General features: G+C 76.4%; 21 protein-coding genes. 14 read left to right on the top strand and 7 right to left on the bottom strand.

All coding sequences use genetic code 11. The annotated features are described in order from the left end of the window. Positions 1–186: 186 nt before the first annotated feature. The 4 genes from adhE to FB586_RS08520 all read left to right on the top strand — a co-directional run bounded on the left by adhE (position 187) and on the right by FB586_RS08520 (position 5,230). Complete coding sequence (adhE, locus tag FB586_RS08535) at positions 187–2,931, top strand: bifunctional acetaldehyde-CoA/alcohol dehydrogenase (RefSeq protein WP_222928317.1); 2,745 nt, start codon at positions 187–189, stop codon at positions 2,929–2,931. A 276-nt stretch (positions 2,932–3,207) separates the two neighbouring features. After that, positions 3,208–3,735, top strand: a complete 528-nt coding sequence (locus FB586_RS08530; protein ID WP_136518856.1) for a hypothetical protein — start codon at positions 3,208–3,210, stop codon at positions 3,733–3,735. A gap of 84 nt (positions 3,736–3,819) precedes the next feature. Next, the gene (locus tag FB586_RS08525; RefSeq protein ID WP_136518855.1) at positions 3,820–3,945 is read left to right on the top strand and encodes a molybdopterin oxidoreductase; all 126 of its coding nucleotides are present in this window, start codon (positions 3,820–3,822) and stop codon (positions 3,943–3,945) included. Positions 3,946–3,997: 52 nt separating this feature from the next. Next, the gene (locus FB586_RS08520; protein ID WP_136518854.1) at positions 3,998–5,230 is read left to right on the top strand and encodes a pyridoxal phosphate-dependent aminotransferase; all 1,233 of its coding nucleotides are present in this window, start codon (positions 3,998–4,000) and stop codon (positions 5,228–5,230) included. Between the two features lie 13 nt (positions 5,231–5,243). On the opposite strand, the gene FB586_RS08515 is transcribed toward FB586_RS08520, so the two are convergent. After that, complete coding sequence (locus tag FB586_RS08515) at positions 5,244–6,668, bottom strand: Bcr/CflA family efflux MFS transporter (protein WP_136518853.1); 1,425 nt, start codon at positions 6,666–6,668, stop codon at positions 5,244–5,246. A gap of 140 nt (positions 6,669–6,808) precedes the next feature. Here FB586_RS08515 and FB586_RS08510 point away from each other — a divergent pair, with 140 nt between their 5' ends. Continuing rightward, entirely contained in the window at positions 6,809–7,567 is a 759-nt protein-coding gene (locus FB586_RS08510; RefSeq protein ID WP_136518852.1) for an SOS response-associated peptidase, read from the top strand. A 33-nt stretch (positions 7,568–7,600) separates the two neighbouring features. Here FB586_RS08510 and FB586_RS08505 read toward each other — a convergent pair whose 3' ends face one another. Together FB586_RS08505 and FB586_RS08500 are read right to left on the bottom strand one after the other, a co-directional pair. Beyond that, entirely contained in the window at positions 7,601–8,782 is a 1,182-nt protein-coding gene (locus tag FB586_RS08505) for an adenylate/guanylate cyclase domain-containing protein (protein ID WP_246036641.1), read from the bottom strand. Positions 8,783–8,872: 90 nt separating this feature from the next. Beyond that, the gene (locus FB586_RS08500) at positions 8,873–9,736 is read right to left on the bottom strand and encodes a biotin--[acetyl-CoA-carboxylase] ligase (protein WP_136518850.1); all 864 of its coding nucleotides are present in this window, start codon (positions 9,734–9,736) and stop codon (positions 8,873–8,875) included. A gap of 156 nt (positions 9,737–9,892) precedes the next feature. Between FB586_RS08500 and FB586_RS08495 the strand changes: the two genes are divergently transcribed. Genes FB586_RS08495 through FB586_RS08480 form a run of 4 tightly spaced genes read left to right on the top strand, consistent with a single transcriptional unit; the run spans position 9,893 to position 14,060 of the window. Continuing rightward, positions 9,893–11,491 (top strand): acyl-CoA carboxylase subunit beta, encoded by a 1,599-nt coding sequence (locus FB586_RS08495; RefSeq protein WP_136518849.1) that lies wholly within the window; start codon positions 9,893–9,895, stop codon positions 11,489–11,491. Further along, positions 11,488–12,033 carry a hypothetical protein gene (locus FB586_RS08490; RefSeq protein WP_136518848.1) on the top strand — a complete coding sequence of 182 codons (546 nt, stop codon included), beginning with the start codon at positions 11,488–11,490 and terminating at the stop codon, positions 12,031–12,033. Before FB586_RS08495 ends, FB586_RS08490 begins: the two co-directional genes overlap by 4 nt. Then, entirely contained in the window at positions 12,030–12,296 is a 267-nt protein-coding gene (locus FB586_RS08485; RefSeq protein ID WP_168800499.1) for an acyl-CoA carboxylase epsilon subunit, read from the top strand. Before FB586_RS08490 ends, FB586_RS08485 begins: the two co-directional genes overlap by 4 nt. A 54-nt stretch (positions 12,297–12,350) precedes the next feature. Further along, positions 12,351–14,060 (top strand): DUF885 domain-containing protein, encoded by a 1,710-nt coding sequence (locus FB586_RS08480; RefSeq protein WP_168800498.1) that lies wholly within the window; start codon positions 12,351–12,353, stop codon positions 14,058–14,060. A gap of 83 nt (positions 14,061–14,143) precedes the next feature. On the opposite strand, the gene FB586_RS08475 is transcribed toward FB586_RS08480, so the two are convergent. Then, entirely contained in the window at positions 14,144–14,881 is a 738-nt protein-coding gene (locus FB586_RS08475) for a vitamin K epoxide reductase family protein (RefSeq protein ID WP_246036640.1), read from the bottom strand. A 126-nt stretch (positions 14,882–15,007) separates the two neighbouring features. Continuing rightward, positions 15,008–15,343 carry a YnfA family protein gene (locus FB586_RS08470; protein ID WP_136518845.1) on the bottom strand — a complete coding sequence of 112 codons (336 nt, stop codon included), beginning with the start codon at positions 15,341–15,343 and terminating at the stop codon, positions 15,008–15,010. A gap of 189 nt (positions 15,344–15,532) precedes the next feature. Between FB586_RS08470 and FB586_RS08465 the strand changes: the two genes are divergently transcribed. The 3 genes from FB586_RS08465 to FB586_RS08455 all read left to right on the top strand — a co-directional run bounded on the left by FB586_RS08465 (position 15,533) and on the right by FB586_RS08455 (position 18,730). Further along, positions 15,533–16,213 carry a Maf family protein gene (locus FB586_RS08465; RefSeq protein ID WP_136518844.1) on the top strand — a complete coding sequence of 227 codons (681 nt, stop codon included), beginning with the start codon at positions 15,533–15,535 and terminating at the stop codon, positions 16,211–16,213. A gap of 175 nt (positions 16,214–16,388) precedes the next feature. Then, entirely contained in the window at positions 16,389–18,209 is a 1,821-nt protein-coding gene (locus FB586_RS08460; protein WP_246036639.1) for an acetyl/propionyl/methylcrotonyl-CoA carboxylase subunit alpha, read from the top strand. Next, positions 18,191–18,730 carry an NUDIX hydrolase gene (locus FB586_RS08455; RefSeq protein WP_306419156.1) on the top strand — a complete coding sequence of 180 codons (540 nt, stop codon included), beginning with the start codon at positions 18,191–18,193 and terminating at the stop codon, positions 18,728–18,730. Before FB586_RS08460 ends, FB586_RS08455 begins: the two co-directional genes overlap by 19 nt. A gap of 7 nt (positions 18,731–18,737) precedes the next feature. On the opposite strand, the gene FB586_RS08450 is transcribed toward FB586_RS08455, so the two are convergent. Next, positions 18,738–20,279, bottom strand: a complete 1,542-nt coding sequence (locus tag FB586_RS08450) for an NAD(P)H-quinone dehydrogenase (RefSeq protein WP_136518843.1) — start codon at positions 20,277–20,279, stop codon at positions 18,738–18,740. 129 nt (positions 20,280–20,408) lie between these two features. On the opposite strand from FB586_RS08450, the gene FB586_RS08445 reads away from it, so the two are divergent. Next, complete coding sequence (locus FB586_RS08445; RefSeq protein WP_136518842.1) at positions 20,409–21,296, top strand: purine-nucleoside phosphorylase; 888 nt, start codon at positions 20,409–20,411, stop codon at positions 21,294–21,296. 174 nt (positions 21,297–21,470) lie between these two features. Further along, on the top strand, positions 21,471–23,336 hold the full coding sequence (locus tag FB586_RS08440; RefSeq protein WP_187697861.1) for a phospho-sugar mutase: 1,866 nt from the start codon (positions 21,471–21,473) through the stop codon (positions 23,334–23,336). Between the two features lie 70 nt (positions 23,337–23,406). On the opposite strand, the gene FB586_RS20170 is transcribed toward FB586_RS08440, so the two are convergent. Then, positions 23,407–25,785 carry a DUF6055 domain-containing protein gene (locus tag FB586_RS20170; RefSeq protein WP_136518841.1) on the bottom strand — a complete coding sequence of 793 codons (2,379 nt, stop codon included), beginning with the start codon at positions 25,783–25,785 and terminating at the stop codon, positions 23,407–23,409. Positions 25,786–25,966: the final 181 nt, after the last annotated feature.

Raw genomic sequence — 25,966 nt, 5'->3', positions numbered from 1 at the left:
GCCGCCGCCGCGGCCGGTCGGGACCGAGGTCCCGGGGTGCGGGGGACGGGGTCCCGGCCCGGGATCGCGGTCACGCCTCCGGGGACTTTCATCCCATCATTTGCCGCCGTCGGGTCCCTAGCGTCGAAGGCAGCGGACGGACGACTCCAGCGTCCGCCCACCGCCCCACCGACCAGGAGGACCTCGGTGTCCGAGACCAGCAGGAAGAAGTCCGCGGCGCCGGCCGCGGTCGCCGTCGCCACCGCACCCGCCGCTCCCGGCGCCGCCCTCGGCGTCGGCGACGACGCCGGCGTGGCCGCCGCGGTCGACCAGCTCGTGGCGAACGCGACCAAGGCGCTCGCCGAGTTCGAGCGGATGACGCAGGAGGACGTCGACCGCTTCGTGAAGAAGGGCGCCGTCGCCGCGCTCGACCAGCACGGGGTGCTCGCGAAGATGGCGGTCGAGGAGACCGGCCGGGGCGTCTTCGAGGACAAGGCCGTGAAGAACATCTTCGCGTGCGAGCACGTCACGAACTCGATGGCGAACCTCCGGACGGTCGGTGTCATCGCCGTCGACGAGCTGAACGGCATCACCGAGATCGCCGAGCCGGTGGGCGTGGTCGCGGGCATCACGCCCGTGACGAACCCGACGTCCACCGCGATCTTCAAGGCGCTCATCTCGCTCAAGACGCGCAACCCGATCGTCTTCGCGTTCCACCCCAGCGCGCAGCGGTGCTCGGTCGCCGCGGCCCGCGTGGTGCGCGACGCCGCCGTCGCCGCGGGCGCGCCCGAGCACTGCATCCAGTGGATCGAGACGCCGTCGCTGCAGGCGACCAGCGCCCTCATGAACCACCCCGGCGTCGCGACGATCCTCGCCACCGGCGGCAACGCGATGGTCAAGGCCGCCTACTCGTGCGGGAAGCCGGCGCTCGGCGTCGGCGCGGGCAACGTGCCCGCCTACGTGGAGAGGACGGCGAAGCTGGGCCGTGCGATCAACGACATCGTCCTGTCGAAGGCGTTCGACAACGGCGTGATCTGCGCGTCGGAGCAGGCCGCGATCCTGGACGACGAGATCTACGACGCGGCGATGGCCGAGTTCGCCCGGCTGCACGCGTACCGCGCGACCCCCGCCGAGAAGGCGATGCTCGAGCGGTTCGTCTTCGGCGTCGAGGCCGGCGGCGAGAACTGCGCCGGGGCGAGGCTGAACCCCGCGGTGGTCGGCAGGAGCCCCGTGTGGATCGCCGAGCAGGCCGGCTTCACGGTGCCGGCGGACACCTCGGTCATCCTCGCCGAGGTGTCCGGCGTCGGTCCGGCCGAGCCGCTCACGCGGGAGAAGCTCTGCCCCGTCCTCGCGGTGCTGCGCGCGACGAGCACCGAGCACGGCATCAGCCTCGCCGAGCAGATGGTCGAGTTCGACGGCCTGGGCCACTCCGCCGCGATCCACACGCAGGACGACGCGCTCACGGTCGAGTTCGGCACCCGGGTCAAGGCGATCCGCGTCATCTGCAACGCGCCGTCGTCCCTCGGCGGGATCGGCGACATCTACAACGCGTTCATCCCGTCCCTGACGCTGGGCTGCGGCTCCTACGGCCGCAACTCCGTCTCGAACAACGTGTCGGCGGTCAACCTCGTGAACATCAAGCGCGTCGGGCGCCGCAACAACAACCTGCAGTGGTTCAAGGTGCCGGCCAAGACGTACTTCGAGCCGAACGCGATCCGCTACCTCGCGGACATGGCGGACGTCGAGCGCGTCACGATCGTCACCGACGCGACCATGACCACCCTGGGCTTCGTCGACAAGGTCATCGACGTGCTCAACCGACGCGGCAACAGGGTCGCGCTGCAGATCATCGACCAGGTCGAGCCCGAGCCGTCCGTGCGGACCGTGCAGGCCGGCGCCGCGCAGATGCGCCACTTCCGGCCCGACACGATCATCGCCCTCGGCGGCGGGTCGCCCATGGACGCCGCCAAGGTCATGTGGCTGCTCTACGAGCACCCGGAGATCGTCTTCTCGGACCTGAAGCAGAAGTTCTTCGACGTGCGCAAGCGCGCGTTCAAGTTCCCGGTGCTGGGCGAGCTCGCCAAGCTCGTGTGCATCCCGACGACGTCCGGCACGGGCGCCGAGGTCACGCCGTTCGCCGTCATCTCCGACCCCGAGGCGGGCAAGAAGTACCCGCTCGCGGACTACGCCCTGACGCCGACGGTCGCGATCGTCGACCCGGTGCTGACGTCCCGGATGCCGCGCAGCCTCGCGGCCGACTCCGGCTTCGACGCCCTCACGCACGCCACCGAGGCGTTCGTGTCCGTCTACGCCAACGACTTCACCGACGGCATGGCGCTGCAGGCGATCCGCCTGATCTTCGACAACCTCGCGCAGTCGGTGAACGGCGACCCGGCGGACCCGGCGACGCACGAGGCCCGGGAGAAGATGCACAACGCCGGCACGATCGCCGGCATGGCGTTCGGGAACGCGTTCCTCGGCATCGTGCACGCGATGGCGCACGTCGTCGGCTCGACGTACCACCTGGTGCACGGCCGCACGAACGCCACCCTGCTGCCGCACGTGGTCCGCTACAACGGCACGGTCCCGACCAAGCTCACGAGCTGGCCGAAGTACGAGCGGTACGTCGCCCCGGAGCGGTTCCAGCAGGTCGCGCAGATGCTCGGCCTGCCGGCGAGCACCCCGGAGGAGGGCGTCGAGTCCTACGCGCGGGCCGTCGAGTCGCTGCGGGCGAAGGTCGGCATCCCGGCGTCGTTCCAGGCGCAGGGCGTCGACGAGCAGGAGTTCCTGCGCCGGCTCGACGAGGTGGCCATGGGTGCCTACGAGGACCAGTGCGCCCCCGCCAACCCGCGCATGCCGATGATCGACGACATGAAGGACCTGATGACCGCGGCCTACTACGGCACGTCGCTGGAGGACGTGCGGGGCCGCCGCGAGCGCGCGGAGGACTGACCGACTCCCCGACGGTCCCGGCGCCCCTCCCCAGGGCCGCCTCCGTCAACGCTCGCCCGGCGCCCCCCGTCGTCCCCCCGGCGGGGGGCGCCGCCGTCCCCGCTGCGGGTGCGGCAGCGCCCCGGCACCAGCCCCGCACGAGCGCCGCACCAGCCCGGATGAGAGCTCGATGAGCTGGACGGGCGTCCCACCCGCCCGGGCGGCAGACTGTGACGCCGCCGCCCCTCCCCCTCGGGGCCGGCGCGAGCCGCACGTCCACGACCCGGGAGGTCCCCAGTGGCAGCGCACCGCACGTCCGTCCCCCGCACGCTCCGCCTGGCCGCGGCCGGGCTGCTCGCCCTCGGCCTGACCGCCTGCACCGACGCGGACGTGGACCGGGCCGCCGACGAGGTCGCCGAGGCGGCGCAGGGCGCCGCGGACGACATCACGAGCGCGGGCGACTCCCTCCAGCAGGCCCTCGCCGACGCGCAAGCGCACGCCGACTCGGCGCGGGCCCGGGTCGACGAGGCGCGCGCCGCGCTCGACGGGCTCGACGAGCAGGCGCGCGCCCAGGCCGACTCGGCGGTGACGTCGGCGCAGACGGCCGTCGACGAGGCCGAGGCCGCGCTCGCCCAGGTCCGCGACCAGGGCGAGGCCGCCTCCGCGGAGGCGGTCGCCGACGCCCGCGCGCGGGTCGACGCCGCACGCGCCGAGCTCGACGCGGCGACCGCGAGCGCCGGCGCCGAGGGTGGTGACGCGCTCCGGTCCCTGGCCGAGGAGCTCGCCACGCTCGGGCAGGACCTCGAGAACGCCACCGCCGGCTGACGCGGGCACGACCGGGCGGGTGATTTCGTGCGCCGCGCGGCCCGGCGTCCTCGTCCCCGTGCGCCACGTGCCGATGGTGGAGGCATGGCAGCACGGCAGCCGGTGCGGGACGTCCCCCACCACCGCGTCGAGTGGTGGGTGGTGGCGGCGTGGGCGTCGCTCGCCCTGCTCGTCGTGAGCGGGCTGCTCGCCGCCGCGGGTCTCGTCTGAGCGCCGCCCGGTCCACGGCCGGGGCGCGGCCGCGGGCCTAGGCTCGGCGTCCGTGAGCACCGACCCGGGCACGTCCGCCCCGCGCTGGCGGCAGGTCGCCGCCGCCTCGGGGCTGCTCGACGCGGACGGCGCCGTGCGCGCCACCGTCTTCGCCGAGATGTCCGCCCTCGCCGCGCGCACGGGCGCGCTGAACCTCGGCCAGGGGTTCCCGGACGTCGACGGGCCGGCCGCCGTCGCCCGCGCGGCCGCCGAGGCGATCCTCGCCGGGCACAACCAGTACCCGCCCGGCCCCGGCGTGCCCGCGCTGCGGGCGGCGGTCGCGGCGCACCAGGCCGCGCGGTACGGGATCGACCTCGACCCCGACCGGGAGGTGCTCGTCACGACCGGCGCGACCGAGGGCCTCACCGCGGCGGTGCTCGCGCTCGCCGGACCGGGCGACGAGGTGCTCACGCTGGAGCCGTACTACGACTCCTACGCGGCCGTCGTCGCCCTGGCCGGGGCGCGGCACACGACCGTGCCCCTCGAGGCGTCCGCCGACGGCTTCCGGCTCGACGCCACCGCCCTCGCCGCCGCCGTCACGCCGCGCACCCGGCTGCTGCTGCTCAACTCCCCGCACAACCCGACCGGGGCGGTGCTGCGCCGCGCCGAGCTCGAGGCGGTCGCGCGCGTGGCGGTCGCGCACGACCTGCTCGTCGTGACCGACGAGGTGTACGAGCACCTGGTCTTCGGGGTCGAGCACGTGCCCGTCGCGACGCTGCCCGGCATGGCCGGGCGCACGCTGACCGTGTCGTCCTCCGGCAAGACGTTCTCCTTCACCGGCTGGAAGATCGGCTGGGTGACCGGCCCGGAGGAGCTCGTCACGGCCGTGCGCACGGTCAAGCAGTTCCTCACGTACGTCTCCGGCGCCCCGTTCCAGCCCGCGGTCGCGGCCGCGCTCACGGACCCGGACGCGCTCGCGTGGGTCGACGCGCTCGTCGCGTCCCTCGCCGAGCGGCGCGACCTGCTCGCGGGCGGGCTGCGGGACGCTGGCTTCGACGTCGTCCCGCCCGACGGGACGTACTTCGTGCTCGCCGACGCCGCGCCGCTCGGGTACGACGACGGGGTGGCGCTCTGCCGGGACCTGCCCGGGCTCGCGGGTGTGGTCGGCGTGCCCGTGCGCGCGTTCACTCGGCCCGGGTCGGCGGCCGACGCGGCGCTGCGCTCCTACGTCCGCTTCACGTTCGTCAAGCGTCGCGAGGTGCTCGAGGAGGCCGTGCACCGGTTGCGGCGGCTGCGCGGCGCCTGACCGGCCACCGGCGTCAGCCCAGCGACCTCCACGCCCCGCCACGCCGGAACGCCGGGGTGGCGAGGGCCAGGACGGCGAGCGCCAGCACGCTCGCACCCGCCATCACCGCCGTCATCGCGAGCGCGTCCCCGCCCAGCAGCCCCGAGACCGGGGAGACGAGGCCGGACACGCCGGCCTGGCACGCACCGATGAACGCGGCGGCCGTGCCGGCGATCTCCCCGTGCCGCCCGAGGGCGATGCTCGAGGCGTTCGGCGGCGCGAAGTTCACCAGCGCGAGGACGAACCACAGGACGACCAGCAGCGCCCACAGGCCGCCGGCGCCCGTGATGCCGAGCGCGAGCAGCACGCCGGACAGCGCGACCACGCCGACCTGGGCGGCCCGCAGGATCCGGATGGGTGCGACCCGCCGCACGATCGCGGCGTTGACCTGCGCGCCGAGCACCAGGCCGATGCCGTTGACCGCGAAGACGAGCGAGAACTCGTGCTCCGACAGCCCGTACCCCTCACGCAGCACGAACGGCGACGCGACGACGTAGCTCATGAGCACGGCCATGTTGAGCCCGGGCAGGACCGCGAGCGCGACGAAGTGCCGGTCGCGCAGCAGCGAGCGGTACCCCGACAGTGCGGTCCGGAACCCGCCGGCGCGGCGCCGCTCGGCGGGCAGCGTCTCCGGCATCTTCGTGAGCACGACGACCCACAGGCCGGCGCCGAACAGCGCGAGCGCGAGGAACACCGCGCGCCAGCCCCACTGCCCGGCGATCAGCCCTCCGACGGACGGCGCGAACAGCGGCGCGACGCCGATGACGAGCATGAGCCGGGACATCAGGCGGGAGGCGTCGGACCCGACGAAGCGGTCGCGGATGAGCGCCATCGCGACGACCGACGCGGACGCGTTGAAGAAGCCCTGGAGCATCCGCAGCGCGATCAGCGGGAGGATCGCCGGCGCGATCGCGCACAGCAGCGACGTGACGATGTGCAGCGCGATGCCGACGAGCACGGGCGCGCGGCGGCCGAAGCGGTCGGACAGCGGCCCGATGACGAGCTGCCCGACGGCGCCGCCGAGGAGCATGCCGGTCATCGTCAGCTGGGCGGCGGCCGCCGAAGTGCCGAGGTCGCGGGCGACGTCCGGCAGCGACGGCAGGTAGATGTCGGTCGAGACGGCGGGCAGCGCCGTCATCGAGCCGAGCAGCAGCACGTACCGCCAGTCGGGGCGGTACGCCGGCGGGGCGGGCGTCGCGCCGTCGGTCGTCGTGCGGCCGGCGTCCGCCGCGCGGGGGTCGGGCGGCGTCGACGCGCGCGCCTCGGGCGGCGCGGCGACCTGCGCGTCGGGGCGCGCGGGTGCGTCGGAGGACGGGGCGGGGGCGCGGTGCGGCGTGGGCAGGCCGGCGGAGGGGGCGTCCGCGGGGGCCCGTCCGGCGGGGTCGTTCAGGGGTGACATCCCCTTCATGGTCGCACCGCCGCGCGACGCCGCGCGAATCGATTCGACATTTCGGTCCCGCCCGCCGTCCGCGGGCTCGCCGCACCCCCGCGCCTCGTGCCGGAGGCGGGCTGTCGGTGCCCGGTGAGAGGGTGGGCGGCATGTGCGGCCGGTACGCGTCCTTCCGCGAGGACCAGCAGATCGCCGACGAGTTCGCGGTCGCGACGATCGCGGACGACGTCCGGCTCCTCCCCCCGTCGTGGAACGTCGCGCCCACCGACGGCGTGCGCATGGTCGTGGAGCGGGCCGACCGCGAGACCGGGGAGGTCACCCGCCAGCTGCGGGTCGCACGCTGGGGCCTGGTGCCGTCCTGGGCGAAGGACCCGTCGGTCGGGGCACGCATGATCAACGCGCGGGTCGAGACCGTCGCGGACAAGCCGGCGTTCGCCAAGCCCTTCGCCGTGCGGCGGGCGCTCCTGCCCGCGGACGGCTACTACGAGTGGCAGCGGCTCGAGGCGCCCGAGGGCGCGCCCCGCAGCCGGCGGACCGCCAAGCAGCCGTACTGGATCCACCCGGCGGACGGCGACGTCGCCGCGCTGGCCGGGCTGTACGAGTTCTGGCGCGACCCGACGAAGGACGACGACGACCCCGAGCGCTGGGTGGTCTCCGCCACCGTCGTCACCCGTCCCGCGGCCACCGAGGCGCTGGCCGCGATCCACGACCGCCAGCCGCTCATGCTCCCGCGGGACCTGTGGTCGGCCTGGCTCGACCCGGCCGTGGGCGCGGACGAGGCCCGCGAGCTGCTCGCGACCGCCCCGCCGGACCTCGTCGCGACGCCCGTCTCGACCCGGGTCAACGCCGTCGCGAACGACGGCGCGGACCTCCTCGAGCCCGTCGGCGAGGACGTCCACCCGCGCTGAGCGGGCCGCGCGGCGCGCCCGGCCGGCGCCGGGTCAGCGCTGCGACGGCGCCGACGAGAGCCGGTACGGCGTGATCTCGCCGACGCCCGCGAGCGCCCGCACCGGCTGACGCTCGAGCACGAAGCGGGGGTCGCCGCCGAGCACGGCGGCCGTGCTCGCGTCCACGAGGACGCTGCTGGGCTCCGCCGCGTCGGTGAGCCGGGCGGCCAGGTTGACGACGGGACCGAACACGTCGCCGAACCGCGACAGGACGCGGCCCCAGACCATCCCCACCCGCACGGGCGTCACGCCCCGCGCGCCCTCGGCCAGCCCGCCGGCACCGCGCTCGGCGTCCACGTCGAGCGACTCCCCGAACGCGTCCGCCAGGCCGAGCGCGACGCGGGCACCCACCCCGGGGGTGTCCGCGATGAACAGCACGGCGTCGCCGATCGTCTTCACCACGCGTCCGCCGGCGCCCACGACGACGTCGCGCGCCGCCGCCTCGAACCGCTGGACGAACTGCGAGAGGTCGGTGGACCCCAGGCCGGCGGTCCGGCGCGTGAAGGACACCATGTCGGCGAACCCGACCGCGCGGGCGAGCGGCAGCTGCCCCGCGTCCCCCACCTGGTCGCGCACCTCGCCGAACTCGGCGGCGTAGCGGTCCGCCACCGCCGCGAGCTGGCGCCGGTAGGAGTGCAGGAGCTGCTGCTCGAGCACGGGGGCGAGGTCCTTGAGGCGGTCGAGCACCAGGAGCCGGGCGCTCGTGTCGTCGAGGCCGTAGCGCGCCGCCATGTCCTCGACAAGCGCCTCCACCTGCCACAGCGCGAGGCGGTCGGAGGTGTGGCCGAGGGACCGCACGACCGTCACGACCGTGGGCAGCGCCAGGCCGTGCCGGCGCAGCAGCGCGCCCGCCAGGCGGACCGCGTCGGCGTCGCGCTCCGTGTAGAGCGGGTCGTCGTCGCCCGCCGCGGGCAGGCCGAGCGTGCGCCAGAACGTGCGCACGAGGTCGAGGTCGATGTCGTACCGCTCGGCCAGGTCACGGGCCGACAGCGTGCGGGGGCCGCCGAGCAGCAGGTCGTCGAGCTCGCCGGTGGTCCCGGTGCGGGAGCCGGCGACGGCCGGGGGCTCCGGCGCGGGCGGGACCGCCTCTCGGGGGTGCGCGGGGTCGACCGGGACCGTCGCCTCCTGGGGCTCCGCCGCCCGGGCTCCGGGCGCACCGCCGACGCCGTCGTGCACGTCACGAGCGTAGATCACGCACGGGCGCGGTCGCCGGGGCGGTGGGCCCGCGCTCAGGACGGGTGCGGGCGCCCGCGCGGGTCGGCGGCGTCAGGCCCGGACGTTGCGCACGTCCCCCGCGTGCACGACGTGCTCGGCGCCGGCGTCGTCCGCGACGACGAGCGCGCCGTCGGCGGCGAGGCGACGGGCGGTCCCGCGCAGGGTGCTGCCGTCGGGCAGGGCGACGGACACCTCGCCGCCGAGCGTCGTGCACACGGCCGCCACCTCGTCCGCGAGGCCGGTGCCCACGGCGTCGCCGCCGCCGTCCGCCCACCGGGACGCCAGGTCGTGCAGGGCGTCGACGAGCGCGACGAGCACCGTCGCGCGCTCGGTGTCGCGCGCCCCCGCGAGCGCGAGCGACGTGGCCCACGGCACGGGCAGCTCGTCGGCGCCCTGGTGCACGTTGACGCCGATGCCGACCGCGACGGCCGGGCCGGGGCCGGCGTCCGGGACGACCTCGGCCAGGATGCCGGCGACCTTGCGCGCGGTCCCCCAGCCCTCGACGACGTCCGCGTCGGGCCCGAGCTCGACGAGCACGTCGTTGGGCCACTTGAGCACGGCCCGCACGCCGGTCGTCGCGCGCAGGGCGTGCACCGTGCCGAGGCCCGCCAGCAGGGGCAGCCACCCGAACGTCCCCGGACCCGAGCGGGGGCGGGCGACGAACGTGCAGGTGAGCGCGGCGCGCGCGGGCGTCTCCCAGATGCGCCCGGTGCGCCCGCGCCCCTGCGTCTGGTGGTCCGCGACCAGCAGGCTGGCGTGCGGCCACGCCCCGGGCTCGGACCGCAGGCCGGCGACGACGTCGGCGTTCGTCGACGCGGTCGCCGCCACGACGTCGAGCCGCGCGAGCGGTCCGGCGGGGGCGAGCAGGAGCGCGCGCAGCGCGGAGGCCTCGAGCGGTGGGCGGGCGGGCGTCACCGGCTCATCATGGCGCAGGGGCGCGCGCCGGGCAGGCCGCGACCGGCGAGCGGCGGACCGCCGCACCGGCGTTGTGGGGAACCGACAGGCCACCGGCGGCAACACGGTCCCTGCTGTGCAGGCGGGTGGTGGACACCGACAACTAGCCTTCCTCGGGTGACCTCGACCGACCCCGCAGCTCCCGTCCGCACGACCGCGGCGCTGCTCGCCGACCTGGAGGCCCGCCGCGCCGCCGCGGTGGACGCGCCCGAGGAGGCCGCCGCCGCCAAGCAGCACGCCCGCGGCAAGAAGACGGCGCGCGAGCGCATCGACCAGCTGCTCGACCCCGGCTCGTTCACCGAGATCGACGCGTTCGCGCGGCACCGCTCGACCAACTTCGGCCTGGACCGCAAGCGGGTGCCCGGCGACGGCGTGGTCGTCGGGCACGGCACGGTCGACGGGCGCCCGGTCGCGGTGTACTCGCAGGACTTCACCGTCTTCGGCGGGAGCCTCGGCGAGGTGCACGGGCAGAAGATCGCGAAGGTCATGGACCTGGCGCTGCGCACGGGTGTGCCGCTCGTCGGGATCAGCGACGGCGGCGGCGCCCGCATCCAGGAGGGCGTCGCGGCGCTGACGCAGTTCGCGGAGATCTTCCGCCGCAACGTCGCCGCGTCGGGCGTGATCCCGCAGATCAGCCTGATCCTCGGCCCGTCGGCGGGCGGCGCGGTCTACTCCCCCGCGCTCACCGACTTCATCGTCATGGCCGACGGCACGTCGAACATGTTCATCACCGGGCCGGACGTCATCCGCGCCGTCACGGGCGAGGACGTGGGCTTCGAGGAGCTGGGCGGCGCGACGACGCACTCGACGCGCTCCGGCGTCGCGCACTACATGGCCTCGGACGAGGACGACGCGATCGACTGGGTGCGCTCGCTGCTGTCATACCTGCCGCAGAACAACCTGTCCGACCCGCCGGCCTACCCGCACGAGTCCTCGACCGAGGTCACCGAGGACGACCTCGCGCTCGACACGCTGGTGCCGGACTCGGACAACCAGCCGTACGACATGCACACGGTGCTCGAGCACGTGCTGGACGACGGCGCGCTGCTGGAGGTGCAGGCGCTCTACGCGCAGAACGTGATCGTCGGGTTCGGGCACGTCGAGGGGCAGCCCGTCGGGATCGTGGCGAACCAGCCGCAGCAGATGGCGGGCACGCTCGACATCAACGCCGCCGAGAAGGCCGCGCGTTTCGTGCGCACGTGCGACGCGTTCGGCATCCCGGTCCTCACGTTCGTCGACGTCCCGGGCTTCCTGCCGGGCACCGACCAGGAGTGGAACGGCATCATCCGCCGCGGTGCGAAGCTCATCTACGCGTACGCGGAGGCGACGGTCCCGCTCGTCACGGTCATCACGCGCAAGGCGTACGGCGGCGCGTACATCGTCATGGGCTCCAAGCAGCTCGGCGCCGACGTGAACCTCGCGTGGCCGACCGCGCAGATCGCGGTCATGGGCGCCGGCGGCGCCGTGAACATCCTGCAGCGCGGTGCCCTCAAGGCGGTCCAGGACGCCGGCGGCGACGTCGACGCCGAGCGCCGGCGCCTCACCGCGGAGTACGAGGACGCGATCGTGCACCCCTGGGAGGCCGCCGACCGCGGCTACGTGGACGCCGTCATCGCGCCGTCGCAGACCCGCAGCGAGATCGTCAAGGCGCTGCGCCTGCTGCGCACCAAGCGCGCGAGCCTGCCGCCGAAGAAGCACGGGAACATCCCCCTGTGAGCGCGGAGCCGGGACCCGTGGGCGACCCCGACGAGCACGACCCCGCCTCGCACGGCCGCGAGCCGCTCGAGGGCGTGGACGCGACCGACCTGCACGCGGCGGTCGACGCGATCGCCGAGGCCCTGCACGCGTACGTCGAGACGGCGGTCGGCGTGCGGGCCGAGTTCGGGGCACGCGAGGCGGACGAGGACCCGCGCGTCCTCGCGCTCGAGGCGCGCGTCGGCGGTCTCAACGCCGGGCTGTACGACCTGCTGCACGCCCGCCTGGGCCTGCACGCGGACCTCACCGGCATGACGTGGGACGACCGGACCGACGACGCGGCGGGCCCCGGGGACCACGACACGTTCCACCTCGGCTTCGTCGTCGAGCTGCCCGGCGGCGTCACCGACCTGACGCTCGACGCGGTCCTCGACGTCGTCGACGACGGCGGCGCGCAGATCGCGCAGACGCTGCTCGACCGCGGCTACGTCGTCGGCGAGTGGGGTGCCGGGCGCGGGGCGCCGGTCCTGCTCGACGAGGACGACGAGGAGGACGACGAGTGAGCGCACCGCAGACCGGCCCGGTGCCCGTGGACCCGCACGTGCAGGTGGTGCGCGGCACCCCGGACGACGTCGAGCTCGCCGCGCTCGTCGCCGGGCTGGTCGCGGCCGCCTCCGGGCAGGACGACCACGGGGACGCGCACGGCGCCGGGCGCGAGGACGCGGCCCGCGCCGCCCGGGCACGCTGGACGGCCCCCGGGCGCCTGCGCGGCGCGGTGCGCCCGCAGCCCGGGCCCGACGCGTGGCGCTGGAGCCTGCACCCCTGACCGTCGCGTGACCGTCCCGTGGGCCCGTGCGTACCGGCCAGTAGGGTTCCCTCGGTGAGCACGTTGCACCCGTCCGGCCCCACCCGCACCCCCACGCCCGTCGACGCCGTCGCCGACGCGCACGTCGCCTCCCTGACCCGGCTCGACCCCCTCGACGCCACCGCGCTCGGCGTGCCCGGCCACGAGCGGGAGATGCCCGACCTCTCCCCCGACGGGCACGCCGCCCGCGCCGAGGAGCGCCGCTCGACCCTCCTCGCGCTCGAGGCCCTCGCCCCGGCCGACGACGCCGACACCGTGACGCTCGCCGCGATGCGGTTCGCGCTGCGCGACGACCTGGACCTGCACGAGGCCGGCGAGGACGAGCGCAAGCTCAACAACATCGCGTCGCCCGCGCAGCGCGTCGCCGAGGTGTTCGACCTCATGGCGACCGACAGCGAGCAGGCCTGGGACGACGTCGCCGCGCGGCTGCGCGGTGTGCGCGGTGCGCTCGCCGGGTACACCGCGTCGCTGCGGCACGCCGCCGAGCGCGGTCACGTGGCGGCGGTCCGGCAGGTGCGCGCCGTCGTGGAGCAGGCCCGGCGCCTCGCCGACGCGGAGGAGTCCGCCCTGGCCCGGCTCGTGCGCAGCCCGGAGGCGGAGGCCGTGCTCGGGGCCGAGCACCCGCTGCGCGCGGACCTGGAGCGCGCGTCCGCCGACGCGCGCGCCGCCTACGCCGACCTCGCCACGTTCCTCGCCGAGGAGCTGGCGCCGCGCGCGCCCGAGGCCGACCCGGTGGGGCGCGACCGGTACGCCCTGTGGTCGCGGCACTGGGTCGGGGCGACGCTCGACCTCGAGGAGACGTACGCGTGGGGGCTCGAGGAGCTCGCGCGCGTGCAGGCGGAGCAGACCGCGCTGGCCGCCGAGATCGCCGGCCCGGGCGCGACCGTCGAGGAGGCCGTCGCCGTCCTCGACGCCGACCCGGCCCGCACGCTGACCGACGTCGACGCCCTGCGCACGTGGATGCAGCGCACGTCCGACGCCGCGATCGAGGCGCTGGACGGCACGCACTTCGACATCCCGGCGCCCGTGCGCGTCCTCGAGTGCCGCATCGCCCCGTCGGCGACCGGCGCCATCTACTACACCGGGCCGAGCGACGACTTCAGCCGCCCCGGGCGCATGTGGTGGTCCGTGCCCGCCGGCGAGACGACGTTCCACACCTGGCGCGAGCTCACGACCGTCTACCACGAGGGCGTCCCGGGCCACCACCTGCAGATCGCGCAGGCGGTGCACGAGCGCGCGACGCTCAACCAGTGGCGCCGCCTCGCGTCGTGGACGTCCGGCCACGGCGAGGGCTGGGCCCTGTACGCGGAGCGGCTCATGGCCGACCTCGGCTTCCTCGACGACCCGGGCGACCGGCTCGGCATGCTGGACGGGCAGCGCCTGCGGGCGGCGCGCGTCGTCTTCGACCTCGGCGTGCACCTGGGCCTGCCGGCGCCGGCCGAGTACGGCGGGGTGTGGACGCCCGACAGCGCGTACCGGTTCCTCGACGAGAACGTGAACATGTCGGACGCGTTCGTCCGCTTCGAGTACACGCGCTACCTCGGCTGGCCGGGCCAGGCCCCGTCGTACAAGGTCGGCCAGCGGCTGTGGGAGCAGACCCGCGACGCCGCGCGCCGCGCCGCCGCCGAGCGGGGGCAGGCGTTCGACCTGCGCGACTTCCACGCCCGCGCGCTGCGGCTCGGGTCGGTCCCGCTGGAGATCCTGCCGTCGTCGCTGGGCGCCTGAGCCCTCGACGACCGGGGCCCGGGCAGCACGGAGCCCGGCGGCCACGCGGCCGCCGGGCTCCGGTGCACGGTCCCCTCGGGGGCTCAGCCGATGATCGCCCAGCCGTACCTGAGCATGACGACCGCGGCGAGCAGCACGAGGAACGCCACGGTGACGAACCAGTCGTTGCCGCTCGCGACGAACCGGCGCGCCCACGGGCCGGCGGCGCCCGGCAGGTTCAGGTGCCCGTCGCGCACGTTGACGCGGGTGAGGCCCGCCCAGACGAGCGTCGTCGTCACCGTGACGAGCAGGCACCACGGGCACAGCGCGCCGATCTCGGTGTAGGCCTGCTGGAACAGCCACAGCGCGAAGACCAGGCCGAGCGTGTAGACGACCTGCGCGGTGAGCATGAACCAGCGCGGGAACCGCACGCCGCCGATCATCGCGACCGCGACGGTCAGCACGACCGCCTCGGCCGCGATGCCGAGGAACGCGTTGGGGAAGTGCTCGCCCAGGAGGTTCGCCTGCCACGTCTGCGCGACCTTGCCGCAGCTGATGACGGCGTTGAGGTCGCACCCCAGCGTCGCGCTCGGGTTCGCGGCCAGCGTCACGGCCTCGACCGAGAGCACGAACGACGCGTACAGGCCGATGAGGCCGGACACGACCATCTCGATCGCGGTGCGCCGGCGCCACGCGAGCGGTGCCGGACCGGAGTCGAGCGGGTCGGCGGGTGCGCCGTCGTCGACGTCGAGGTCGTCGAGGTCGTCGTCGTGGGTGTCGTCCGCGTCCGGGGCGGGCGGCGTCGTCGCCGTCCGGCCCGTCGGGGCGCTGGGTTGGTTCACGGGAGTCCTCCTGCGCGGCTCACCGGCGGACGTGGTCGGGACCTGCATGGTGCCACGCGGACCTGGGCGTGCGGCAGACCATCGTCCCGGTCGGACGGTGCCGGCGCTGATCGGCGGCGCCGCCGATCACGCCGGGCGCGGCGCGTACATGATCAGCCCGACGCCGACGAGGCACACGAGGGCCCCCGCGACGTCCCACCGGTCCGGCCGGTACCCGTCGACGACCATGCCCCAGGCCAGCGAGCCGGCGACGAACACGCCGCCGTACGCGGCCAGGATCCGCCCGAAGTGCGCGTCCGGCTGCAGCGTCGCGACGAACCCGTACAGCCCGAGCGCCAGCACGCCGGCGCCGATCCACACCCACCCGCGGTGCTCGCGCACGCCCTGCCACACGAGCCAGGCGCCGCCGATCTCGCACAGCGCGGCGACGGCGAACAGGACGAGGGACCGGGTGAGCGTCATGGCGCGAGCCTGACCGCGCCACCCTCCCCCCGTCCACCCACCCCTCCCCTCCCGCCCACCCCTCCCGCCCACCCCCTCCGCCGAGCGCGCCACTCCTCGCCCGAGCGCGCCGCTCGTGTCCGGTGCGCTCGCCCGACGAGTGGCGCGCTCGGCGGGGAGGGGACCGGGGCGGCCGTTAGGGTCGGCGACGTGACTCGTCTGCTGCTCGCCTCCGCCTCCCCCGCCCGCCGGGCCACCCTCACCGCCGCCGGGTTCGACCCGCTCGTGGCGGTCTCCGGCGTCGACGAGGACGCGACGCTCGCCGCCGCCCGCGAGCGCTTCGGCGACCTCGACCCGGCGGACGCGGTGCTCGTCCTCGCGCAGGCGAAGGTCGAGGACGTCGCGCGGCGGCTGGCCTCCGACGAGACGTTCGACGTCGCCGGCTGGGACGGCGAGGACGACCTCGTGCTCCTCGGCTGCGACTCGATGCTCGAGCTCGACGGCGAGATCCTCGGCAAGCCGGCCGACGCGGACGACGCCGTCGCCCGGTGGCGGGCCATGCGCGGCCGGTCGGGCGTGCTGCACACCGGCCACTGGCTCGTCGACGACCGGCCCTCGGGCAGCGACGGCCCCGGCACCGGCGGGACGCTCGGCGCGACGGCGTCGACGGTCGTGCACTTCGCCGACGTGTCCGACGAGGAGGTCGCGGCGTACGTCGCGACGGGCGAGCCGCTGGCCGTCGCGGGCGCGTTCACGGTCGACGGCCTCGGCGGCCCGTTCGTCGAGCGCATCGAGGGCGACCACCACGCGGTGGTGGGCGTCAGCCTGCCGCTGCTGCGCGAGCTGCTCGGCGAGATCGGCCTGCGCGTCACCGACCTCTGGCGGCGCTGACCGGCGCCGTTGTCCGACCCGGACAACGACGACCCGCGCAGGACCCGCGCGACGTCGCGGCGCCCTGGTGAGTTCCTACAAGGTGCACCCGAAGGCCCTTGGTCCCTTCCCCAATCTTCGCGGCACCCGGCGGACCCGGCCCCGGCGTCGCGGGAGCGCCGCGCTACGGTGAGCCGTGCCCGACTCGACCCCCCTGCGCAAGGTGCTCATCGCCAACCGTGGCGAGATCGCGGTCCGCGTCGCCCGCGCGTGCCGGGACGCCGGCCTCGCGTCCGTGGCCGTGTACTCCGACACGGACCGGGAGGCGCTGCACGTGCGCGTCGCCGACGAGGCGTACGCGCTCGACGGCGCCCGCGCCGCCGAGACGTACCTTGACATCGCGAAGCTCCTGGACGTGGCCCGCCGGTCCGGCGCCGACGCCGTGCACCCCGGCTACGGGTTCCTCTCCGAGAACGCCGACTTCGCCCGCGCCGTCGCCGCCGCCGGCCTGGTCTGGGTGGGCCCGCCGCCGTCGGCCATCGAGCAGCTCGGCGACAAGGTCAGCGCGCGCCACATCGCGCAGCGCGCCGGTGCGCCGCTCGTCGCCGGCACCCCGGACCCCGTCGAGGACGTCGCGGAGATCCACGCGTTCGCGGCCGAGCACGGCCTGCCGATCGCGATCAAGGCGGCGTTCGGTGGCGGCGGACGCGGCCTGAAGGTCGCGCGCACGGTCGACGAGATCGACGAGATGTACGAGTCCGCGGTGCGCGAGGCGGTCGCGGCGTTCGGCCGGGGCGAGTGCTTCGTCGAGCGGTACCTGGACCGGCCGCGGCACGTGGAGACGCAGTGCCTCGCCGACGCGTACGGCACGGTCGTCGTCGTCTCGACGCGCGACTGCTCGCTGCAGCGCCGGCACCAGAAGCTCGTCGAGGAGGCGCCGGCACCGTTCCTCACCGACGAGCAGCGCGCGACGCTCGTCAGCGCGTCCCAGGCGATCCTGCGCGAGGCCGGCTACGTCGGTGCGGGCACCTGCGAGTTCCTCGTCGGCGCGGACGGCACCGTCTCGTTCCTCGAGGTGAACACCCGCCTGCAGGTCGAGCACCCGGTCACCGAGGAGATCTCCGGCATCGACCTGGTGCGCGAGCAGCTGCGCATCGCGGCCGGCGAGCCCCTCGGGTACACCGAGGTCGCCACGCGCGGGCACTCGATCGAGTTCCGCCTCAACGGCGAGGACCCGGCGGCCGGCTTCCTGCCCGCGCCGGGCCGCATCACGCGCCTGCGCTTCCCCGCCGGTCCCGGTGTGCGCGTCGACTCCGGCGTGGTCGAGGGCGACACGGTGTCGGGGATGTTCGACTCGATGATCGCCAAGCTCATCGTCACCGGCGCCGACCGGCGGCAGGCCGTCGAGCGGGCGCGGCGCGCGCTGGCCGAGCTCGAGGTCGCCGGCATCCCGACGGTGGTGCCGTTCCACCGCGCGGTGCTCGAGGCCGACGCGTTCGTCCCGGCCGACCCGGCGGAGCCGTTCCGGGTGCACACCCGCTGGATCGAGACCGAGTTCGCCGAGACGGTCGCGGGCCTGGGCGGCTCCCCCGCCGCGGCCCCCGCCGAGGACGAGCCCGCCGAGGCCGCGCTCGAGCGCGTGGTCGTCGAGGTCGGGGGCAAGCGCCTGGAGGTCGTGCTGCCGGCCGCGCTGGGGCTCGGCCGGGGCGCGGGCACCGGCCCGGGTCGCGCCGGCGGGGCCCGTCCGGGCGCCGCACCGCGCCGCACGGCACGTGCCCGCGCGACGCGCTCCGCCGGCAACGGGACCACGCTCGCGTCGCCCATGCAGGGCACGATCGTCAAGGTCGCGGTCGCCGAGGGCGCGCAGGTCGCCGAGGGCGACCTCGTCGTGGTGCTCGAGGCGATGAAGATGGAGCAGCCCCTCGTGGCGCACCGGGCCGGCACCGTGCAGCAGCTCGTGGCAGGTGTCGGCGCGAGCGTGAGCGCCGGGACCGCGATCTGCGAGATCGTCGGCTGACCGGGCACCAGGGCGCCGCGGCGGGCGCGCGCCGGCACCGCGTCGAGGGCGACGGCTGGGTCGAGTGCGGGTGCGGCCGCCGGCACTGGGGGCTGCACGGCGCCGCCGGCCTGCTGCTGGTGCGCCGCGACCGCGACGGCCGGGCCACCGACGTCGTCCTGCAGCACCGCGCGCCCTGGAGCGACGCCGGCGGCACGTGGGCCCTGCCCGGCGGTGCCCGCGGCGCCGACGAGACGCCGGAGCAGGCCGCCCTGCGCGAGGCCCACGAGGAGGCGGGCGTGGACGCCGCCGGCCTGCGCGTGCTCGGGACGCACGTGCTCGAGCACCCCGACTGGTCCTACACGACCGTCCTCGCGGAGACCCTCGTGCCGTTCGAGCCGGCCGTGACCGACGCGGAGAGCCTCGAGGTCGCGTGGGTCGCGCTCGACGACGTCACCGAGCGCCCGCTGCTCCCGGCGTTCGCGGACGCGTGGCCGGGGCTGCGCGCACGCGTCGAGCACCCGGCCACGGACGAGGCCTGAGAGCCGCTCAGTCCTCCGTGCGGTGGTGCATGATCCGCGCGACCTCGCCGATCGTCCCCGACATCGACGGGTAGACGGTCGACGCGTCGGCGATCTGGTCCGCCGTCAGCCGGTGGGTGACCGCGAGGGTCAGCGGGAAGATCGACTCGCTCGCGCGCGGCCCGACCACGACCGCCCCCAGCACGGTGCCCGTCCCGGCGTGCGCGAAGATCTTCACGAACCCGTCCCGGACGCCGAGCATCTTGGCGCGCGGGTTGCGCGCGAGCGGCAGCATGCTCACCTGGTACTGCACGCCGCGCTCGCGCAGGCGGCTCTCGGACAGCCCCACGGTCGCGATCTCCGGGGCGGTGAAGATGTTCGCGGAGATGCCCCGCAGCGACAGCGGCCGCACGGCGTCGCCGAGCGCGTGCGACATCGCGATGCGCCCCTGCGTCGCCGCGACGGAGGCGAGCGGCAGCACCCCGGTGCAGTCGCCGGCGGCGTAGACGCCGCGCACGTTCGTCCGCGAGACCTTGTCCACCTCGACGTGCCCGGAGGGCGTCAGGCGCACCCCCGCCTCCTCGAGGCCGAGGTCACGCGTCGTCGGCACCGCGCCGACCGCGAACAGCACGTGCGACCCCTCCACCTCGCGCCCGTCCTCGAGCGTCACGACGACGCCGTCGGCGGTGCGGCGCGCGGAGGACGCGCGCGAGCGGGACATGACCGTCATGCCGCGCTGCGTGAAGACCCGCTCGATGAGCTCGGCGGCGTCCTGGTCCTCGCCCGGGAGCACGCGGTCGCGGCTGGAGACGAGGACGACGTCCGCGCCGAGCGACGTGTACGCGCCGGCGAACTCGGCGCCCGTGACGCCGGAGCCGACGACGATCAGCCGCTCCGGCAGCGACGTCAGGTTGTACATCTGCGTCCACGTGAGGATGCGCTCGCCGTCGGGGCGCGCGTCGGGCAGCACGCGCGGCGTGGCGCCCGTGGCGACGAGGACGACGTCGGCGTCGAGCGTGTGCTCGCGCCCCTCGTGGGTGCGGACGGCGACGCGCTCGGGGTCGAGCAGGCGCGCCGTGCCGGCGATCACGTCGACGCCCTCGCGCTCGAGCCGGGTGCGGATGTCGGCGGACTGCGCCGCGGCGAGGGCCTTGACGCGCAGGTTCACCGCGTCGAGGTCGATGCGGTGGTGCAGCACGTCGCGGACGGCGGAGCCGGTGCCGCCCTCCGCCGGCGCGAGGCCGGCGGCGAGCGTGTCGAGGCGGATGCCCAGCTCGGGTGCGCGGTCGGCGATGGTCATCCACTCGGCCGTGGCGATCAGCGTCTTCGACGGCACGACGTCCGTGAGCACGGCCGAGCCGCCCAGCCCGTTGCGCTCGACGACCGTCACGTGCGCGCCGAGGCGCCGGGCGACGAGGGCCGCCTCGTAGCCGCCGGGGCCGCCGCCGACGACGACGACGCGGCCGGCGGGCGGGGCGTCCGCAGCAGGCCGGACGGTCGACGCGGCGACCGTGGCGGGCACGGCGGGCTGGGCGGGGGTGGCGGACGCGGCGGGGTCCTGGCTGCTCATTCCGGGGCCCCCGCGCGGTCGTGAGCGCGGTGAGCGGTCGTGTGCGGGAGGATCACGCCCCCATCCTGCCCGACCGCGCGGCGCCCGCCGACCGGACGGGACCTGCGCGGCCGCGGCTAGCCTGGGGCCATGACCGACGCCGCCCGCGACCTGACCGACCCGTACCCCGCCGACGGCGTCGCCGTGCCGGACCTCGACGACCCCGCCACCGACCCGTTCGAGGTCGCGCGTCGCGCCGCCGCGGTGATCGCCGAGCGCACGGGCATCGGCCGCCACGACGTGGCGCTCGTGCTCGGCTCGGGCTGGGGCGGCGCCGCGGACCTGCTGGGCGAGACGGTGGCGGAGCTGCCGAGCCACGAGGTGCCGGGGTTCTCCGCCCCGGCGGTCGTCGGCCACGTCGGCACGCTCCGCTCGGTGCGCATCGCCGGCGCGGACGGCCGCGGGGACCGGTACGCGCTCGTGCTCGGCTCGCGCACCCACCTGTACGAGGGCCGGGGCGTGCGGCGCGTCGTGCACGGCGTGCGGACGGCCGCGGCGGCCGGCGCGTCCACGGTCGTGCTGACCAACGGCTGCGGCGGGCTGAACCTCGCGTGGGGGCCGGGCACGCCCGTCCTCATCAGCGACCACATCAACCTGACCGCGACGTCCCCGCTGGAGGGCGCGACGTTCGTCGACCTCACCGACCTGTACTCCGCGCGCCTGCGGGCCGTGGCGCGCGAGGTCGACCCGACCCTGGACGAGGGCGTGTACGTGCAGTTCCCCGGGCCGCACTACGAGACGCCCGCGGAGGTGACGATGGCCGGGCGGCTGGGTGGCGACCTGGTCGGGATGTCGACGACGCTCGAGGCGATCGCCGCGCGGCACGCGGGCCTCGAGGTGCTGGGGATCTCCCTGGTGACGAACCTCGCAGCGGGCATCAGCCCGGAGCCGCTCGCGCACGAGGAGGTCCTCGAGGCGGGCCGTGCGGCGGGCCCGCGCATCAGCGCGCTGCTGGCGGACGTCGTCCGGCGCCTCTGACCGCGGGCCCGAACGCCGCGTCCCGCGTCTCGGGCCCGTACGGGCCAGTACGTTGGACGGGTGAGTGCCGAGAACGAGCGTGAGGACGTCCGCGCCGGTGGCGCGCCCGAGCACGCGCCGCGGGGCGCGGCGCACCCGGCCGCGGACGCGGACCGCGGGGACCGCTGGGCGGACCTGCAGCACCGGGTCGAGGCGTGGGTCGCCGACGACCCCGACCCGGAGACGGCGCAGGAGCTGACGGACCTGCTGCGCACGGCCCGCGAGCACCCGGTCGACTCGTGGCCGCCCCGCGAGGACGAGCCCGTCGCACCCGAGGAGCACCAGGCGCGCGAGGCCTCCGCCCGGGCGCGCGAGGACCTCGCCGAGCGGTTCTCGGGCCTGCTGCAGTTCGGCACCGCCGGGCTGCGCGGCGAGCTCGCGGGCGGACCGCACCGCATGAACCGCGCCGTGGTGATCCGGGCGGCCGCCGGCCTCGCGGCGCACCTGCTCGGCGAGCTCGAGGGGGACGCGCGTCCCCCGCGGGTCGTCGTCGGGTACGACGCGCGACGCAACTCGGAGCGGTTCGCGCTCGACACCGCCGGGGTCATGACGGCGGTCGGCATCGAGGTGCTGCTGCTGCCCCGTCCGCTGCCGACGCCCGTGCTCGCGTCCGCGGTGCGCCGCTACGACGCCGACGCCGGCGTCATGGTGACGGCGTCCCACAACCCGCCGCGGGACAACGGCTACAAGGTCTACCTGGGCGGGCGCGTCGTGACCGACGCCGGCCAGGGCGCCCAGATCGTGCCACCGGCCGACGCCGCCATCGCGGCCGAGATCGCCCGCGTGCCGTCCGTCGCGTCGGTCCCCCGCGCCGAGGCGGGCTGGACGGTGCTCGGCGAGGAGGTCGTCGAGGCGTACAGCCGGGACGCGGCCGCCGTCGTGCCCGCGGCGGACGACCCCGCCGTGGCCCGGTCCCGGGCGAACCTGCGGGTCGTGCTCACGCCCCTGCACGGTGTCGGCGGCGCCGTGGCGCGCGGGGTGCTCGCGCGCGCCGGCTTCACCGACGTCACCGTCGTCCCGGAGCAGGCGGACCCGGACCCCGAGTTCCCCACGGTCGCGTTCCCGAACCCCGAGGAGCCGGGCGCCATCGACCTCGCCCTCGCCCACGCGGGCGCGCAGCGGGCCGACGTCGTCATCGCGCTCGACCCCGACGCCGACCGGTGCGCGGTCGCGGTCGTCGACGTCCGCTCGCGCGTGGCGGGCGCCCCGCAGACGCCGCAGGCCGACGGGTGGCGCATGCTGCACGGCGACGAGGTCGGGGCGCTGCTGGGCGCCGACGCCGCCGCCCGCGTCACCGCCGGCGGCACGGCCGCGGTCACCGACGGCACGCCGCCCCCCACGCTCGCGTGCTCGATCGTGTCCTCCCGCCTGCTCGCGTCGGTGGCCGCCGCCGCGGGCCTGCGCTTCGCGCCGACGCTTACCGGGTTCAAGTGGCTGTCCCGCGTGGACGGCCTCGTGTACGGCTACGAGGAGGCCCTCGGCTACTGCGTCGACCCCGCGCACGTGCGGGACAAGGACGGCATCTCCGCCGCGGTGCGGGTGCTCGACCTGGCCGCGCGCCTGGCCGCCGAGGGACGCACGCTCGTCGACGCGCTCGACGACCTGGCCCGCGCGCACGGCCTGCACGTGAGCGGGCAGGTCAGCGCCCGCTTCGCGGACCTGTCCCGGATCGGCGCGACGATGGACCGACTGCGCGCGCAGCCGCCGGCCGCACTCGCCGGCGCGGACGTCGTCGAGGTCGTCGACCTCGCGGCGGGCACCGACGCCGACCGCGACGGCCTGCCGCCGACCGACGGCCTGCGCCTGCTCACCGCGGACGGCACGCGCGTCGTCGTCCGGCCGTCGGGCACGGAGCCGAAGGTGAAGTCGTACCTGGAGGTCGTCGTCCCCGTCGGACCCGACGCCGACCGGCACGAGCTCGACGCGGCCCACCGCCAGGCCCGGGAGCGCCTGCGCGTGCTCGCCGACGACGTCCGCGACGCGCTCGGCCTGACCGGCTGACGGCCCACCGCGCCGACGCCCCCGTCGCCCCTGCGGGCGGCGGGGGCGTCGGCGTGCGGGGCCGCGGGGGTCAGCGGGTCTGCGTGCAGCGCACCTGGGGGACCACCTGCGCGGCGTCGCCCTCCGCCGGCCCCGTGAAGCCGAACACGACGGACTGCCCGTTCGCCACGGAGCCGTTCCACGACAGGTTCTCGGCGCTCACGGTGCCGCCGCCCGTGCCGATCTCCGCACCCCAGGAGTCGGTGATGCCGCCGCCCGGCACGGCGTCCCACTGGACCAGCCACCCCTGCACGCCCGGCGCCGAGGCCGTGACGGTGACCTGCACCTGGTAGCCGCCGGGCCAGGACGTCAGCACCTCGTAGCGCGCGGTGCAGGCGCCGGCCGGCACGGCGGGCGGCGGCGCGACGACCCCCGGCGACGGCGGTACCGGGGCGGCCGGGGGCGGCGTGCCCGCGCCGGCGCCCCCGGTCGCCCCGCCGTCGCCGCTCCCGTCGCCACCCGGTCCGCCGACGGGCGGGGCCGGCGTGCCGCCCTCCGCCGGTGCCGGGGGCGACGCCGGGGCGGGGTCGACGGGCCCGGGCGGGGACTGCGGCGCGGGCGGCACGGCGGGCGCGCTCAGCGCCGTCTCCTCCGCCGTGAAGGGCGTCACGGGCGGGTTCACGTCGGCGGGGGCGTCCTCGTCGCGGCAGCCGCCGTCGGCCCGGTACGCCGTGTGCTCGCCGGACGAGCATGCGGTGGTGACCACGGCGTCGCCGCCGACCACGACCTCGCCCGACAGGTGCGCACCGCCGGCCACGCGGGCCACGTCGCGGACGACCGCGCGGTCCTCCACCACCGCGCCGTCCTCGACCCACGCCCGCCCCTCCAGGCGGGCCTGGTCGCGCACCTGCGCGGCACCGCGGACGACGGCGTGCGGACCGACCCACGCGGTCGCGTCGACGGAGGCCCGGTCGTCGACCCAGCCCCCTCCGTTCGGGTGCCGGTGCCCCCCGGCGGCCGGTTCGGTCGCGACCGGGTCGGCCACCACGGCGCCACCGACCCGGAACTCGTACGGGTACCGCGTCGTCGTGGGGAACGCCCCGGGGGCCGCCGTGGGCACCGCGGGCGGCGTCGCGGTCACGACGAGCAGCACGGTCTCCTCGCCGGCACGGGGCGTCAGCGTGACCTCGCCGTCGGCCGTCTCGGTCACGGGGCCGTACCGCGGGCCCGCGGGGCCGAGCGCCACCATGCCGACGCTCCACCCCGCCGTGCCGGGCTCGAGCGCCTCGGCGTGCCCGCGGAGCCGGACCCGCACGTCCCCGCCCGACCCGTCCGGGACGAGGCGGACGATGGTGAAGCCGTAGGCGCCCGGCGCGAACGCCCCGACCACCCGGTGGTGGGCGGGGTCGCCCGGGACGGGTTCGGTGGGCGTGCTGAGGTCGGCGAGCAGCACGGGGTCGACCGCCTCGACGGGGGCGGCACCCGGTCGGGCGCCGGCGTCCCCCGCCGCGACGCGCAGGGCGTGCTGGGCGACGCGGCGGTTGAGGACCTCGGGGCTGGTGGACGTCAGGCGCGCGTAGGCCGCGAGGACCGTCTCGTCGTCCCGGGACCGGGTCCACAGGTCGGCCACGACGCCGGGGTCGGCGCGGGCGACGAGCGAGTCGAGCAGGAGCCACCCGGCTGCCCCGTGCCGGGCGCTGCCCCAGGCGAGGTGCGACGCGCGCAGGAGCTCGCCGACGCCCGCGTGGCCGTCCGGGACGGCGAGGGTCGCCAGGTACGCGGCGCTCGTGGAGCGGAAGTGCTCGGCGGCGGCCCCGGGCGGACCGCCGTCCGGGCCGCCCTCGGTCAGGCGCAGCGCCACCTCGGCGGCGGCACGCGCCAGCTCCCACGAGGTGCCGGCCTCCACGCCCCCCGGCGGGGCGGGCGCCTGCGTCGCGTCCGTCGCGCCCTCGCCGTCCGGCGCGAGCACGGCGGGCGTCACGCGCACGATCCCGACGTCGTCGAGGACCTCGGCGCGGCTCGCGTCGCCCCGCACCGGCTCGCCCGGGGGTGCGGCACGGACCCCGGGCCCGCCCGACCAGGTGCCGTCGACGACGACGAGGACCTTGCGCCCGGCCGCCGGGCCCTCTGCGGGGCCCAGGCCCAGGTCGGCGTGCAGCGCGTGCAGGGCCTCGAGGCGCGCCACGGCGGCGGCGGGGTCGAACGCGAGGTCGTCCGCGGCGGCCCGTGGGTCCTCGCCGGCGCGGTCGCCCCAGGCGAGCGCGACGTGCTCCCCGACCCGCACGTGGGCGGCGTCCCACACCGCCCTCCACGTCGTGGGCACGACGAGGCCGGGGGCACCGCCGTCGCTGCTGGCGAGCGCCCCCGCGAGCACGGCGCCGAGGACGAACGGCACGGCGAGCACGGCGGCGAGCGTGCTCCGGCCGATCCTCGCCATCACCGCGTGCGTCTCCTCCCGCCCGGTGCGCACGCGCCGAGGTCCGCCGGACCGTGCCCTGCCGTGCTGCGTGGTCCGTCCCGGGGACGACGGGTCGGACAGGTGTCCACCATCGTCGCGCGTCGTCCCCCGAGTCAACGCCCGGGACGTCCCGGCTCGCGGTGTTTCACCCGGCCGTGGACCGGATTCTCACCGTGCTCTCACGCAGCGGGAG

Origin of the sequence: Cellulomonas telluris, assembly GCF_004886325.1 — a bacterium.
Classification (GTDB): Bacteria; Actinomycetota; Actinomycetes; order Actinomycetales; family Cellulomonadaceae; genus Cellulomonas; species Cellulomonas telluris.
The sequence above is the reverse complement of the archived record's forward strand: the minus strand, read 5'-3'. Positions and strand labels throughout refer to the sequence as shown.